Annotated in this window: 12 protein-coding genes and 1 pseudogene; 6 read left to right on the forward strand and 7 right to left on the reverse strand. The window is 69.9% G+C overall.

The features are described from left to right. Positions 1-165 precede the first annotated feature (165 nt). The 3 genes from ACZ4E1_RS38280 to ACZ4E1_RS38290 form a co-directional block, all read right to left on the reverse strand. A complete protein-coding gene (locus ACZ4E1_RS38280; RefSeq protein WP_467548309.1) occupies positions 166-1923 on the reverse strand; it encodes an acetyl/propionyl/methylcrotonyl-CoA carboxylase subunit alpha in 1758 nt (585 codons plus the stop codon). An 86-nt stretch (positions 1924-2009) separates the two neighbouring features. Further along, complete coding sequence (locus ACZ4E1_RS38285) at positions 2010-2948, reverse strand: NAD-dependent epimerase/dehydratase family protein (protein ID WP_467548311.1); 939 nt, start codon at positions 2946-2948, stop codon at positions 2010-2012. Positions 2949-2974: 26 nt separating this feature from the next. Continuing rightward, positions 2975-3889 carry a ScbA/BarX family gamma-butyrolactone biosynthesis protein gene (locus tag ACZ4E1_RS38290; RefSeq protein ID WP_467548396.1) on the reverse strand — a complete coding sequence of 305 codons (915 nt, stop codon included), beginning with the start codon at positions 3887-3889 and terminating at the stop codon, positions 2975-2977. A gap of 473 nt (positions 3890-4362) precedes the next feature. Between ACZ4E1_RS38290 and ACZ4E1_RS38295 the strand changes: the two genes are divergently transcribed. From ACZ4E1_RS38295 to ACZ4E1_RS38305, 3 genes are all read left to right on the forward strand, one after another. Next, entirely contained in the window at positions 4363-5088 is a 726-nt protein-coding gene (locus ACZ4E1_RS38295; RefSeq protein WP_467548313.1) for a response regulator transcription factor, read from the forward strand. Next, complete coding sequence (locus tag ACZ4E1_RS38300; RefSeq protein ID WP_467548315.1) at positions 5085-5300, forward strand: hypothetical protein; 216 nt, start codon at positions 5085-5087, stop codon at positions 5298-5300. Before ACZ4E1_RS38295 ends, ACZ4E1_RS38300 begins: the two co-directional genes overlap by 4 nt. A 121-nt stretch (positions 5301-5421) precedes the next feature. Then, entirely contained in the window at positions 5422-6090 is a 669-nt protein-coding gene (locus ACZ4E1_RS38305) for a ScbR family autoregulator-binding transcription factor (protein ID WP_467548317.1), read from the forward strand. Positions 6091-6121: 31 nt separating this feature from the next. Here the strand turns inward: ACZ4E1_RS38305 and ACZ4E1_RS38310 are convergent, their stop codons facing one another. Then, on the reverse strand, positions 6122-6658 hold the full coding sequence (locus tag ACZ4E1_RS38310; protein ID WP_467548319.1) for a TetR family transcriptional regulator: 537 nt from the start codon (positions 6656-6658) through the stop codon (positions 6122-6124). A gap of 360 nt (positions 6659-7018) precedes the next feature. Between ACZ4E1_RS38310 and ACZ4E1_RS38315 the strand changes: the two are divergent. Continuing rightward, positions 7019-7675 (forward strand): annotated as a pseudogene (locus tag ACZ4E1_RS38315) (ADP-ribosyltransferase). On the opposite strand, the gene ACZ4E1_RS38320 reads toward ACZ4E1_RS38315, so the two are convergent. The 3 genes from ACZ4E1_RS38320 to ACZ4E1_RS38330 all read right to left on the reverse strand — a co-directional run bounded on the left by ACZ4E1_RS38320 (position 7648) and on the right by ACZ4E1_RS38330 (position 10638). Continuing rightward, positions 7648-7866 (reverse strand): hypothetical protein, encoded by a 219-nt coding sequence (locus tag ACZ4E1_RS38320; protein WP_467548321.1) that lies wholly within the window; start codon positions 7864-7866, stop codon positions 7648-7650. The pseudogene ACZ4E1_RS38315 and the gene ACZ4E1_RS38320 sit on opposite strands and share 28 nt — an antisense overlap. Before the next feature lie 1304 nt (positions 7867-9170). Further along, on the reverse strand, positions 9171-9950 hold the full coding sequence (locus tag ACZ4E1_RS38325; protein ID WP_467548323.1) for an alpha/beta fold hydrolase: 780 nt from the start codon (positions 9948-9950) through the stop codon (positions 9171-9173). Positions 9951-10017: 67 nt separating this feature from the next. Then, positions 10018-10638, reverse strand: a complete 621-nt coding sequence (locus ACZ4E1_RS38330) for a TetR/AcrR family transcriptional regulator (RefSeq protein ID WP_467548325.1) — start codon at positions 10636-10638, stop codon at positions 10018-10020. Positions 10639-10764: 126 nt separating this feature from the next. On the opposite strand from ACZ4E1_RS38330, the gene ACZ4E1_RS38335 reads away from it, so the two are divergent. Together ACZ4E1_RS38335 and ACZ4E1_RS38340 are read left to right on the forward strand one after the other, a co-directional pair. After that, positions 10765-11316 (forward strand): dihydrofolate reductase family protein, encoded by a 552-nt coding sequence (locus ACZ4E1_RS38335; RefSeq protein WP_467548327.1) that lies wholly within the window; start codon positions 10765-10767, stop codon positions 11314-11316. A gap of 47 nt (positions 11317-11363) precedes the next feature. Then, positions 11364-12032 (forward strand): DUF998 domain-containing protein, encoded by a 669-nt coding sequence (locus ACZ4E1_RS38340; RefSeq protein WP_467548329.1) that lies wholly within the window; start codon positions 11364-11366, stop codon positions 12030-12032. Positions 12033-12054: the final 22 nt, after the last annotated feature.

Raw genomic sequence — 12054 nt, forward strand, 5'->3', positions numbered from 1 at the left:
GACGCCGTCTCCGATGTGAAACGGTCGCCGGTGAGCTGCATACCGTCACCGGAGTCGCCCGCGAACCGGATGATGACCCGGTCCACGCGCCGCACATCCTTGCCGTCCCGCCCGGACGTGCTCGCGGAAACGGTCGTAGTGGTGTCGACAGACATGAAAGTGCCCTCAGTCCTTGATTTCGCAGATGGTGGCGCCGGAGGTGAGGGACGCGCCGATCTCGAGGGAGAGACCCTTGATGGTTCCGGCCTTGTGCGCGTTGAGGGGCTGTTCCATCTTCATGGCCTCCAGGACCACGACGAGGTCGCCCTCCTTGACCTCCTGGCCCTCCTCGACGGCGACCTTGACGATGGTGCCCTGCATCGGGGACGCGAGGGTGTCACCGGAGGCGGCCGGGCCGGACCTCTTCGCGGCGCGGCGCTTGGGCCTGGCGCCCTCCGCGAGTCCCCGACGTGCGAGCGTCATGCCCATGCCGGCGGGGAGGGAGACCTCCAGGCGCTTGCCGCCGACCTCCACCACGAGGTTCTCGCGCCCCGTCTCCTGGTCGGCGTCCGGATCGACGGCGGGCACGCTGAAGGCCGGGATGTCGTTGACGAACTCGGTCTCGATCCACCGGGTGTGCACCGTGAACGGGTCCGCGGTGAACGCGGGGTCCTCCACCACCGCCCGATGGAAGGGAATGGCTGTCGCCATGCCCTCGACCTGGAACTCCGCGAGTGCCCGGGCGGCCCGTTCGAGGGCCTCCTTGCGGGTGCGGCCGGTGACGATCAGCTTGGCCAGCAGCGAGTCCCACGCCGGGCCGATCACCGAGCCGGACTCGACGCCCGCGTCCAGGCGCACACCCGGGCCCGAGGGGGCGTCGAACTTCGTGACGGTGCCGGGGGCGGGCAGGAAGCCGCGGCCCGGGTCCTCGCCGTTGATACGGAACTCGAAGGAGTGGCCGCGCAGCACGGGGTCGCCGTAGCCGAGTTCCTCGCCGTCGGCGATGCGGAACATCTCACGGACCAGGTCGATGCCGGCGACCTCCTCGGTCACCGGGTGCTCGACCTGCAGACGCGTGTTGACCTCCAGGAAGGAGATCGTGCCGTCCGCGCCGACCAGGAACTCCACCGTTCCCGCGCCGACGTAGCCGGCCTCCTTCAAGATCGCCTTCGACGCGCTGTACAGCTCCTCGACCTGCGCCTCGGACAGGAACGGGGCGGGGGCCTCCTCCACCAGCTTCTGGTGGCGGCGCTGCAGCGAGCAGTCACGCGTGGAGACGACCACCACGTTGCCGTGCGCGTCGGCCAGGCACTGCGTCTCCACGTGGCGGGGCTTGTCGAGGTAGCGCTCCACGAAGCACTCGCCGCGGCCGAACGCGGCGACGGCCTCACGCACGGCCGAGTCGTACAGCTCGGGGACCTCGTCCAGGGTGCGGGCCACCTTCAGACCACGACCACCGCCACCGAACGCGGCCTTGATCGCGATCGGCAGGCCGTGCTCCTTCGCGAACTCCACCACCTCGTCCGCACCCGACACCGGATCCGGAGTACCCGCGACAAGCGGGGCACCGGCACGCTGCGCGATGTGGCGGGCGGCGACCTTGTCACCCAGGTCCCGGATCGCATGCGGCGGCGGACCGATCCAGATCAGACCCGCATCCAGGACGGCCTGGGCGAACTCGGCGTTCTCCGACAGGAACCCGTAACCCGGGTGGATCGCGTCCGCCCCCGAGTCCTTGGCGGCCTGCAGCACCTTGGCCATGTCGAGATAGCTGGTGGCCGGGGTGTCACCACCCAGCGCGAAGGCCTCGTCGGCCGCGCGGACGTGCAGAGCGTCCCGATCCGGATCGGCGTAGACGGCAACGCTCGCGATCCCGGCATCCCGGCACGCCCGGGCAACGCGGACAGCGATTTCGCCACGGTTGGCGATCAGGACTTTGCGCACGATGCCTTAACTCCCTTGATAATGTTGATACTTGTAATAGGTGCTGCCTGGCTTGCGTCCGGCACCGGACGGAGGCCTCGGCGCGGTCAGACCGCTGCCGGCAGGTCGTCGTCCCACTCGCTCATGTCCACCGCGTCCACGCCCCGGCCGGAGCCCGCGGACCGGCCCAGGTCGTCCCAGAGGGGAGTGCTGTCGAACCAGTGGTCGGTGGCCAGCATCTCCAGGACGCGGGTGAGGGTCCCGTCGCCCGCGAGCAGGGCGCGGGCCTGCGCCGGATCCACCGTGCGGCCGGTCGGCGGCAGCGCCGCCCCCGTGGCCACCGAGCGCAGCAGCTCGCCGGCCGTGACCGGCTGCGGGTACGCCGCGTGGTAGACGGAGGACGAGAGCTGTTCGCGCGGGGCCCGGCCGAGGGCCACGATCAGCTCCGCCAGTTCGGCCACGGCGATCACCGACAGGCGGGCGTCCCAGCCGGCCGGGGTGCCGTGCAGCGCCCCCAGCAGCCGCCGCAGCGCGGGCCGCACCCACGCGTCGCCGGGGCCGAGGACCAGATGAGGCCGTACGACGATGCCGCCGGCATCGAGGACCGCGTCCTCCGCCTCGGCCCGGGTCCGCGACGTGTGCGACAGCGGCCGGCGCGGGAGGTGTTCGGGCAGCGCGTTGCGGAAGACGCCGCGTCCGTACACGGATGCGGTGCTGAGGTAGACGATGCGGGGGACTCCGGCGCGCTGCGCCTCGGCGACGAGCGCGGCGGTCCCCCGGGCGTTGACCGCCTCGTTGGCCTCGGCGCTCCCTCCGATCCGGGACGCGCAGTGCAGGACGGCGTCGACGCCGTCGCACAGGCCGCGCACGGAGTCCGGCTCCGCCAGGTTCATCCGTACGACACGGGTTCTGGCCCGTCCCCCGAGCGGTACCGGGGGACGTCTGCGGTGCGAGGCCAGGGTCAACTGCCCGCCGAACCGGGCCGCTTCGCGGGTGACGTGGGTTCCGATGAACCCGCCGGCCCCGGCGATCAGGACGTTCTGCATGTAAGGCTCCGATCGCGCAGGGCGGGTCAGTGCGTACGCGTGCGCAGGGTGACGTACGCCTCGAAGACGGCTTCGCCTTCCTGCTGTCCGCGCACCCGTACCTGGACGTCGCCCGCCGCGTCGACGCCGGTCGGCTCGGCCTCCACCAGGCAGGGCGCGTCGAGTTCGGCGTACCGCTCGAAGGTGCTGTCCAGGGCGACGACGAGGGTGTCGGGCATTCCGGTGACGGCGTGGGCCGCCTGCCGGGCGGCCTCCAGGAGCACCATGCCGGGGACGTGGTCCACGGGGTGGTCGAAGAAGATCGGGTGGCCGCAGTCGACGCGCAGCTCCCACCGGTCGCCGGCGCCGCGCGAGATCTCGGACAGGACCACGTGCCGCGCGTCGGTGCGGCCCACCAGGGCCGGGTCGATCGGCAGGCCCGGCAGGCGGTCGCAGTGGGTGGACCGGTCTCCGCGCAGCCGCCCGTAGACGGAGGGCCGTATGCAGGTCATGGTCGCGCCCGCGGAGCCCAGGGACTCGCCCTCGACCACGGCGGTCACCTCGTAGCGCATGCCGGCGAACCGCTTGCCGCGCTGCACGATGTCGTGGCACGCCACGTGCAGTTCGACCTCGGTCGGGGCGGGGGTGGCGACGAACAGGGGTGCCGGGGCGGCGAAGTGCATCGACCCCATGAGGAACTGGTCGCCGAACTCGACCCCGTACTCGGCGTGGGCGAGCAGCGCCCCCACCTGGCGAACCGATTCGGCGAAGAGCATCGGGTCCTGGTAGCCGCCCGACTGGGCGAAGAGTGCGTGGCCGCGGGGCCACTGGGTGCCCACGACGAAGGTGTGCGGCTCCTGCGCGGGCCGCCAGCCGGTGAGCAGCACTTCGGAGATGGCGGCGCGGTGCACGTACTGGCGCGGAACGGTAGTGGTGAACGCGGTGAGATCGAAGTCGAGCATCGCGGTCAAGGCAGGCGCTCCTGTAGGTAGTTGGCCAGGAGGGAGCTGCTGTGTGGCAACAGCCCCCGGTCCACACGCAAACAAAATACAGACAGGTCTGTAGGGTAAATCAAGTAAAGCTTGAGCCAGGACGCCGACAGCCAGGCCGCAAAAAACGGCGTCCTTGCCTGTTCTTGACCAACTCTCGACACTCGGTGCCGCCACCAAGAGCCCGATAAACAACCGGACTTATCCATGATCGGCGCAGGTCACATGGCATGTAACGCCTTGAGGGAGGGCGCCGTGAACGACATTGACAATCAGACAAGTCTGTTTGTTACTCTCCTCTGGCACCTGAACTTCAACACGAGCATGTGAAGGCAGCCGACACCGGCACGCTCCAGGAGGACCAGTTGAACCAGCAGGTAGCGGACCCGCCCGGCCTTGCCACAGTCGGTCGGCACTACGCCGCGCCCCAGCCAACCCGCCCCGCCATGCCCCGACTTCACGTTCCGGTCGAGCACCCAGCCCTGCGCATCCTGGTCGTCGAGAACGAGGAGCGGGCCGCGAAAGCACTGGTCCAGGATCTGGTCCGGCGCGGATACCGCGCCGACAGCGTGGCCACCGGAACGCAGGCCCTGCGCGTGCACCGGGAGGCCGATCTGATCCTGCTCAACCTCGACCTCACCGACATCGACGGCCTGGAGGTCTGCCGCAGCATCCGCGCGATGAGCGACACCCCGATCATCGCCGTCACCGAGCGCGGCAGCGAGCTCGACCGTGTCCTCGGCCTGCAGGCGGGCTCGGACGACTACGTGGTCAAGCCGTACGGGTTCCACGAACTGCTCGCCCGCATCGGCGCGGTGATGCGCCGGGTGCGGCCGCCGTCCTCGACGGCCCGCACGATCGAGCACGGCCCGCTGCAGATCGACACCGACGTCCGCAGGGTCACCCTGCACGGGAACCCGGTGAGCCTCACGCGCAAGGAGTTCGACCTGCTGCACGTCCTCGCGATCCAGCCGGGCGCGGTGGTCTCCCGGCGGCAGCTGATGACCCAGGTCTGGGAGGACGCCTGGTCGCACAAGGGACGAACGATCGACACCCATGTCAGCAGCGTGCGCGGCAAGCTCGGGTCCAGCCATTGGATCGTCACGGTCCGCGGTGTCGGTTTCCGTCTGGGCGGGCCGCCCTCCATGCCTGTCCTGGGCCAGGCCGGGTGACGTACCGCCGCCACCACCGCAGGTCCCGGCGCCGGCCCGGCCGTGCGCCGAGCGGCGCCCGAGCCTGGTGCGAGGACTTCTCCGACTGGTACAACCTTGGTCACCGCCACAGCGGCATCGGCATGCACGCACCCTTCGGCGTCCCCTTCGGCGTCCCCTTCGACCGCGCCGGACAGCTCCGCGGGACGCGGCGCGCCCTGACGTCCCCGTGACGTCTGCACCGAGTGGGCGGCCCGTTCCGCCTTCTGCCGCCGCCCCTCTGGCGAGTCTGGAAGGTCCAAGTACAATGCAGACTTGTCTGTATTGATAGTTGACTCACAGCAAGGACCGGGTATGGCGAAGCAAGAACGCGGGACGCGATCGAGGCAGGCAATCCTCGCGGCCGCCGCCGAGGTGTTCGACCTTCGCGGATACGACGCCGCGAGCACGAACGAGATCCTGGCGCGCACCGGTCTGACGCGTGGCGCCCTCTACCACCACTTCCGGTCCAAGGAAGCGATCGCGGCCGCGCTGTTCGACGCGCACAGCGACGCCCTCGCCGCCCCCGAGCGGTCCACCAAGCTCCAGTCGATCATCGATCTGACCTTCGGCTTCGCCGTACGCCTGCAGCACGATCCGGTGCTGCGGGCGAGCGTGCGCCTCGCGGTGGAGAAGACGTCGTTCCCGCGCCCGGTCAACACGCCCTACGAGCAGTCGACCGAGGCCATCCATCACCTGTTCACCGAGGCCCAGTCGCAGGGCGAGATCCTGCCCGGCGTGGACCTGCGCGCCGCCACCACCGTCATCGTCGGCGCGTTCACCGGGCTGCAGGCGATGTCGCTGGTCTACACGGATCGCAATGACCTGCCCGAGCGGCTCACCGAGATGTGGCGGTTCCTGCTGCCGGGCATGGTCGCCCCCGGCATGATCGGCACCCTGCGCGTCACTCCCCCGCCCGCGGCCCTCGTCGCGCAGGACGAGGGCCGGGCGGAAGCCCTGGCCGCCGGCGCCGTCACCTCGTAGGACGCGGGGGCGGGCGGGCCGGCGCGGCCGGTCACACCCCGGCGGCGCCGACCGGCGATTCCCGCACGACCAGCGGCAGCAGCACGTCCCAGATCCGCTCCGCGCGCTCCTCGCCCCACCACGCCGGGTCGGCGTAGCCCAGCGACTCCAGGCCCGCCACGACCACGACCGTCAGATCCGCGAGCACCGCGCGGTCGAGTCCCGCCGGCACCCGCGCCAGGGTCTCGGCACGCACCCGGTCCAGCACTTCTTCCCTCAGCCGGGGCGGGTCCTCGGTCCCGTCGGGGGCCAACCGAAGCCCCGCGCGCATCAGTTGGTCGCTCGCCAGCGCCTTGCCGAGGGCGACACTGAAGCGCGCCGGCGCGTCCGCGCTGGGCTCCGCGAAGGTCTCGTCGGCCAGGGCGAACACCTGGTCCCGGGCCTGCGCGTGCACCTCGCCCACCAACTCCGCGATGGAGCGGAAGTGGTGGTAGAGCGCACCACGGGTGACCCCCGCTGCGTTGCAAATGTTGACCAGTCCCGCGTCGGCGAGCCGACGGGTCGCGATGAGTTCCACGGCAGCACTCACGAGTGCCTGACGGGAAGTTTGCGCCCGCTTCTGCATCGCGCATGCCCCTTGCCTGATGTGACGGCTCTCAAAAACAGCAGTGAGCAGACGCAGTCCGGCGCCTCCTCCTTCTGAGTAACCATACAACCGTGCCTGTTTCTCTGAACACCCAGTGGCCGCTTCGAATTCAGAACCGCCGGGGCTCGGCCAATTCCTGCCGCCGGATGTCTCGTTCGGAGGGGAGGTCGAGGGAGGCCCTCAGATGACCAGACGAGCCAGACAAACAGGTCTGTATCTTTTCAGTGACAGTGCGTCCGCGCGGACGCGCCCACGTTCGGGTGGCGGCCCGGTGCCGCATGCCGTGCGCCCGATGGTCATCAAGTGATCAAGAACCCCTTCTTCGGCAAAGCAGCGGCTGCCCTCGGTGTCCTCGCGAGCCTGGCCGCCACGTCCGCCGCCTCTGCCACCACCCCGGCCGCCACCACCACCGCTCCCGCGCACGCCGCCGCCCTGACCGCCGCCGCAGCGGCACCCACGTGTCCGGTCGTCGAGGACAAGCTCTACGCAGCGGTCGAACGCCCCGTCCCGCTCGAGAAGATCACCCCTCAGCCGGTGTTCCGCAAGGACTGCAAGACGCTCTACCGCGCCGACGGCCGCGCCCCCGACAGCATCTTCAAGGAGGGCTTCCACCCCCGGGACATCGTCAACGGCCAGTACGACCTCGAGAAGTAGGTGCTGGTGAACCAGCCCTCCCCGTTCGTCTCCACCTCCTACGACCACGACCCGTACAAGTCCTGGACGAAATGGCTGAAGCCCGGCGCGTACAACTACTACATCGACGCCCCCAACGGCATCGACGTCAACCGCACCATCGGCGACACCCACAAGTACGCGGAACAGGTCGAGGTCGCCTTCCCCGGCGGGATCGCCCCGCGCTTCATCATCGGCGCCTGCCCGATCGACAAGCAGACCCGCACCGAGATCATGTCCGGCTGCCAGAGCAACCCGGCCTACCAGCCCGCCACCGCGGACAAGTAGAGCCGCCGGCGGCTCCGGGGGGCAGCGGCCGGATCGGTTCGGGCTGCTTCGGTTTCAGGACATGCAGCCCCGTCGGCGCAGCCTCTCGCCACGACCTCGACCGTGCCGAATACGGCCGAAACCGCCTCGACATCCACCTCGTCGATCCCCTCGAAAACCAGCGAGTTCCAGAACGGTGCGTCAGTCTGCATGACCAGCACCATCACCGCTCGCAACGGTCCACACAGCGATAGGCAGAAACCTGAGGGAGCGTCAACTCTGATCGTCGGACAACAAGGCGTACGCGGTCTCACGCGAGCCTGTCTCCTTGCAATCGAACAACAGGGTCACGCTCCGCGACGACTCCCCAAGATCTGTGCCAGAACCCCCAACTCATCGACATTGATCATGCGGCCGCGTCACGACGTGACTCCCGAAGTCGCGCGGGTCGCCGGGGCGCGGGCGTACAGCGCCTGGCCGCCGGGCCACCGTCCAAGCTCGGTCATCCGCTGAGGCTGAACGTAGCCCGGCCGAGCCGGACTTGCAGGTAAGCGTTACGGTGGCGAGCAGGGCCTGGTGCTGCATCCCCCGTCAGCACCAGGCCCTAACCGTTGCCATGTGGGGGCCACGGGTGTCACGCCCGACCAGGACCGTAGTCGTTGGTGGAGCATGAACCACACAGGCACCACGCACGCGCAGCCCGGCGGCACCTAGGCATAAACGCCGGAGAAGCGGCAACGCGACCTCGCCGAACTCCGTGCCGATCCCGACCTGTCCGCACTCGAGTACCGCCTCGACGACCTCGGCTAGGCGTCGGCCCACGCGCTGCGCACCCGTTGCTCCTGGCGCGTGGCGACAGCGGCCGGGCGCGGCGTGACCGGGAGCCGGAACTGACTCGGCCCTTGGCGTCTTTGGCGGCCAGGGGAAGCGGACAACGACGTCAGCCAAAGACGCCCGGGTCGCAACGGCAACGCCCAGGCCTCACCGGCGGCCGCCGCGTCACCGCCGGCGGCCAGGACCTCCGCGTCGCGCACACCGACGCCGAACTCGTCGGAATCCTGCAGAACGGGGGACGCGACGACGCGATCGAACTCTTCGATGAGCTGGCATGGCTGATGTGGCTCGGCGACAACGCCCACCGATACACCCCACCCGCATTCGCCGGGCCTCGGTGTCCTGTTCGGACCCAGCAGCGGCGGACTCAGCAGTGAGCAGCACAGCAGGGCACCGAGGTCCGGCGTGTGGAGCGGCCGGGCCCGGGGGTGAGGCCCGGCCGCTCCACAGGGGTGTCCCGCGCACGGGCGCCGACAAACCCTCCTGCCGTCCGATCGGGACCGACCCAGGCCGTGGTCAGTTGCCCACCCTGCCGTCGTAGGCATCGGGTGCTGTGCCACTGGGGTACGGCCGCTACTTCCACCTGGACCGCGGCTCCTGCGGCCTGTGGGGCGTGCGGCGCCTGGACGCCGGCGGGAGGGCCTGATTCTGTCCGGGGGCAGGCCGTGCCCTCCTTGCAGGTTCAGGGGTGGTGCTCGAGGAACTGCTCCACCAGATGCAGTACGACGCTGGGGTTCTGCAGATGTACGTCATGGCCCGCACCCGGGATGCTCACGGCAATAGCCCCTGGGTGTTGTCGGAGCATTGTTTCGGACTCGCCGGGCGGGATGATGCCCGACTGCCCGAGGATGATCAGGGTCGGGAGTGTGATCCGCGCCCATTTCTCCCAGAAGGAGCGCTGGGCGACCTCGGTCAACGAGTCGACCATGACGTCGCGTTCGAAGCGGGGCCACCAGCCGTTGTCGCGCTCCTCCAGTCCGGCGGCCCAGCCTTCGCCCACCGCGCCGCCGCCGAGGAAGGCGACGGCGGCCTTCCTCGATGGGAACGGGGTCGGCCAGGTGTCGAGCCATCCTCCGATCTCGGCCTGCACGCTCCGGTTCGGTCCGCCGGGTCCGGCTTCCACCAGGGCGATTGCGCGCACGAGGTCAGGGTGTGCGCAGGCGGTGAGCATGGCGGTGTGGCCGCCCAGGGACTGCCCCACCAGGATCGGGCGGTGCAGCTCCAGCTGTTCGAGGACGGCGACGACGTCGGCTACGTATGCGGCCCGGCTAACGTCGCGCGGGCGTCGCTCGGCGGCGCCATGGCCGCGCTGGTCCACAGCGACGACGCGGTGACGGGTGCTCAGGGCTTCTGCGAGGGCGTCCCATTCACCCGCGTGCCCCGCGAGTCCGTGCAGCAGAACGACCGGCGAGCCGGAGCCGCCCCAGTCACGGCAGGACAGTCGGACGCCGTCGCGTTCCACGACGCGCGTTCACTCCAGGGCATGCGGTTCCTTTCCGAAACAGGTGGATCGGGCGGTGGTGTGTCGGTCAGCGGTAGGCGGCGAGGAAGGCACGGGTGCCGGCAGCGGCGTATCGGTCGAGGTCGGCGTCGGTGTGCTGGGCGCGTCCGGTGAACATGGCCTGGTTCACCGGGATCCACAGCAGCAGGCCGGAGAAGTGATTGGCGGCCAAAAGCGTGTCGTCGATGTGGAGCAGCCCTTCGTCCGCCAGCCGCTGGAAGGTCGCCGCGAGTGTGGCGAGCCCTCGTTCGAAGCCTCTCTGGTACCACTCGGTGCCGAGGTCGGGGAAGACGTCTGCGTTGGCGATGATCAGGCGCCGCAGCTGGATGACCTGGGGGTGCGTGAGGCTGGCCATGAACTCGCGGGCGAGCCGGGTCAGGTTCTCTTCCAGGTTGGCGGCGTCTGTCGGGATGTCGGCCAGCAGGTCGATGGTGGTGTCGAGGCGGTCGGTGGTCGCGAGGACTATGGCGGCGAAGAGCTTCTCCTTGTCGGAGAAGTGCTTGTAGACGGTCTGCTTGGACACGGCGGCCAGCCTCGCGATGTCGTCCATGCTCGTGCCGGCGTAGCCCTTCTCCATGAACACCGCCGTCGCGGCCTCCATGATCGCCTGGTGCTTGAGGGCCGAGCGCCCCTGCCCGCTGGTTTCCATGCGTCGTCTCCTTCGGTGAACTTCGCGAGTACTGGACAGTCTAGTTTCTGTATGGGTACTGTACCGTCCAGTTCCGAACCGCGGGGGGAATCGAGACCGCGGGACGCATTCACTTAGGGGAGAACCATGCGGAAGATCGTTGCGGGCCTGTTCATGTCTCTGGACGGCGTCGTCGAGGGGCCGGAGAAGTGGGGCATGCCCTACAACACCGGTGAAGCCGCCGAGGCGGTGACGCGACTGTTCGACGACGCCGACACGGCGCTGCTGGGGCGCGGCACGTACGAGATGTGGAGCCAGTTCTTCCCGCACGTCACGAGCGAGCAGGTGCCGACCGCCGACTGGCTGAACGCCGCTCCCAAGTACGTCGTCACCTCCACCCTCACGGACGTCGGCCAGTGGCAGGGCAGCCGCCTGATCACGGGTGACGACATCGCCGGCCAGATCCAGGCCCTCAAGCAGCAGCCCGGCGGGAACATCAACGTCGGCGGCAGCATCACCCTCGTGCAGTGGCTCATGGGCAACGGCCTGCTGGACGACCTGTACCTGCAGATCGCGCCCGTCATCGCCGGCACCGGCCGCACCCTCGCCGACGGCGAGCAGATCCCGATGAACCTCGTCGGCACCCGCTCCTTCGCCAACGGCGTCATCGAGGCGCACTACACGCCTCTGCCGCGCTGACCTCCGCCGCCTGTCTCTCGCCTCTGCCCAGAAAGGGCTCTCACTCCATGTCCCAGACGCTCGACCGCCCCGCCGCCGTCCTCAACCTCGCCCCGTCCCGCCCCGCGCGCCGGCTCCTGCCGGCCGCCGGGATCGCGGCAGGCCCGCTCTTTCTCGCAGTGGGCCTGGTCCAGGGCCTGACCCGGGACGGCTTCGACTTCAGCCGCAACGCCCTCAGCCAGCTCAGCCTCGGCGACCTCGGCTGGATCCAGGTCACCGCCTTCCTCATCACCGGAATCCTGGTGACCGGCGGAGCCGTCGCCATACGCCAGGCACTGCGCGATACGCCGGGAGGCACCTGGGCGCCCCGGCTGCTCACCGCCTTCGGCGCCTCGTTCCTGCTCGCCGGCATCTTCCGCGCCGACCCAGGAGCCGGCTTCCCGGCCGGCACCCCCGACGACCGGGTCCCCACACTGAGCGCCCACGGCACCGTCCACCTGCTCGCCGGCACCATCGGCTACCTCGCCCTGTGCGCCGCCTTCCTCGCCGTCGCCCGGCACTTCGCCGCCCGCCGCCAGCGCGGCTGGACCCTCGCCACCCGGCTCGCACCTGTGGGCGTCCTGGCCGGATTCGCAGGGTCGGCCACCTCGGTGGCGGCCTTCACCGCCGGGGCCGGGTTCGGCCTGATCGCGCTCAGCATCGTCACCGCCCGGCTGACATGGCCCACGCGGGCCTGACCTGCGTCACCATCCACAGCAC

The sequence above is a fragment of the Streptomyces sp. NPDC025806 genome (genome assembly GCF_055558275.1).

What these genes read in the sequence shown, in the direction of transcription:
- ACZ4E1_RS38305 (WP_467548317.1), top strand. Translation starts at nt 5,422, where the DNA reads ATGGCGAAGCAAGAACGCGGGACGCGATCGAGGCAGGCAATCCTCGCG.
- ACZ4E1_RS38335 (WP_467548327.1), top strand. Translation starts at nt 10,765, where the DNA reads ATGCGGAAGATCGTTGCGGGCCTGTTCATGTCTCTGGACGGCGTCGTC.
- ACZ4E1_RS38285 (WP_467548311.1), bottom strand. Translation starts at nt 2,948, where the DNA reads ATGCAGAACGTCCTGATCGCCGGGGCCGGCGGGTTCATCGGAACCCAC.
- ACZ4E1_RS38330 (WP_467548325.1), bottom strand. Translation starts at nt 10,638, where the DNA reads ATGGAAACCAGCGGGCAGGGGCGCTCGGCCCTCAAGCACCAGGCGATC.
- ACZ4E1_RS38290 (WP_467548396.1), bottom strand. Translation starts at nt 3,889, where the DNA reads ATGCTCGACTTCGATCTCACCGCGTTCACCACTACCGTTCCGCGCCAG.
- ACZ4E1_RS38340 (WP_467548329.1), top strand. Translation starts at nt 11,364, where the DNA reads ATGTCCCAGACGCTCGACCGCCCCGCCGCCGTCCTCAACCTCGCCCCG.
- ACZ4E1_RS38295 (WP_467548313.1), top strand. Translation starts at nt 4,363, where the DNA reads ATGCCCCGACTTCACGTTCCGGTCGAGCACCCAGCCCTGCGCATCCTG.
- ACZ4E1_RS38320 (WP_467548321.1), bottom strand. Translation starts at nt 7,866, where the DNA reads ATGCAGACTGACGCACCGTTCTGGAACTCGCTGGTTTTCGAGGGGATC.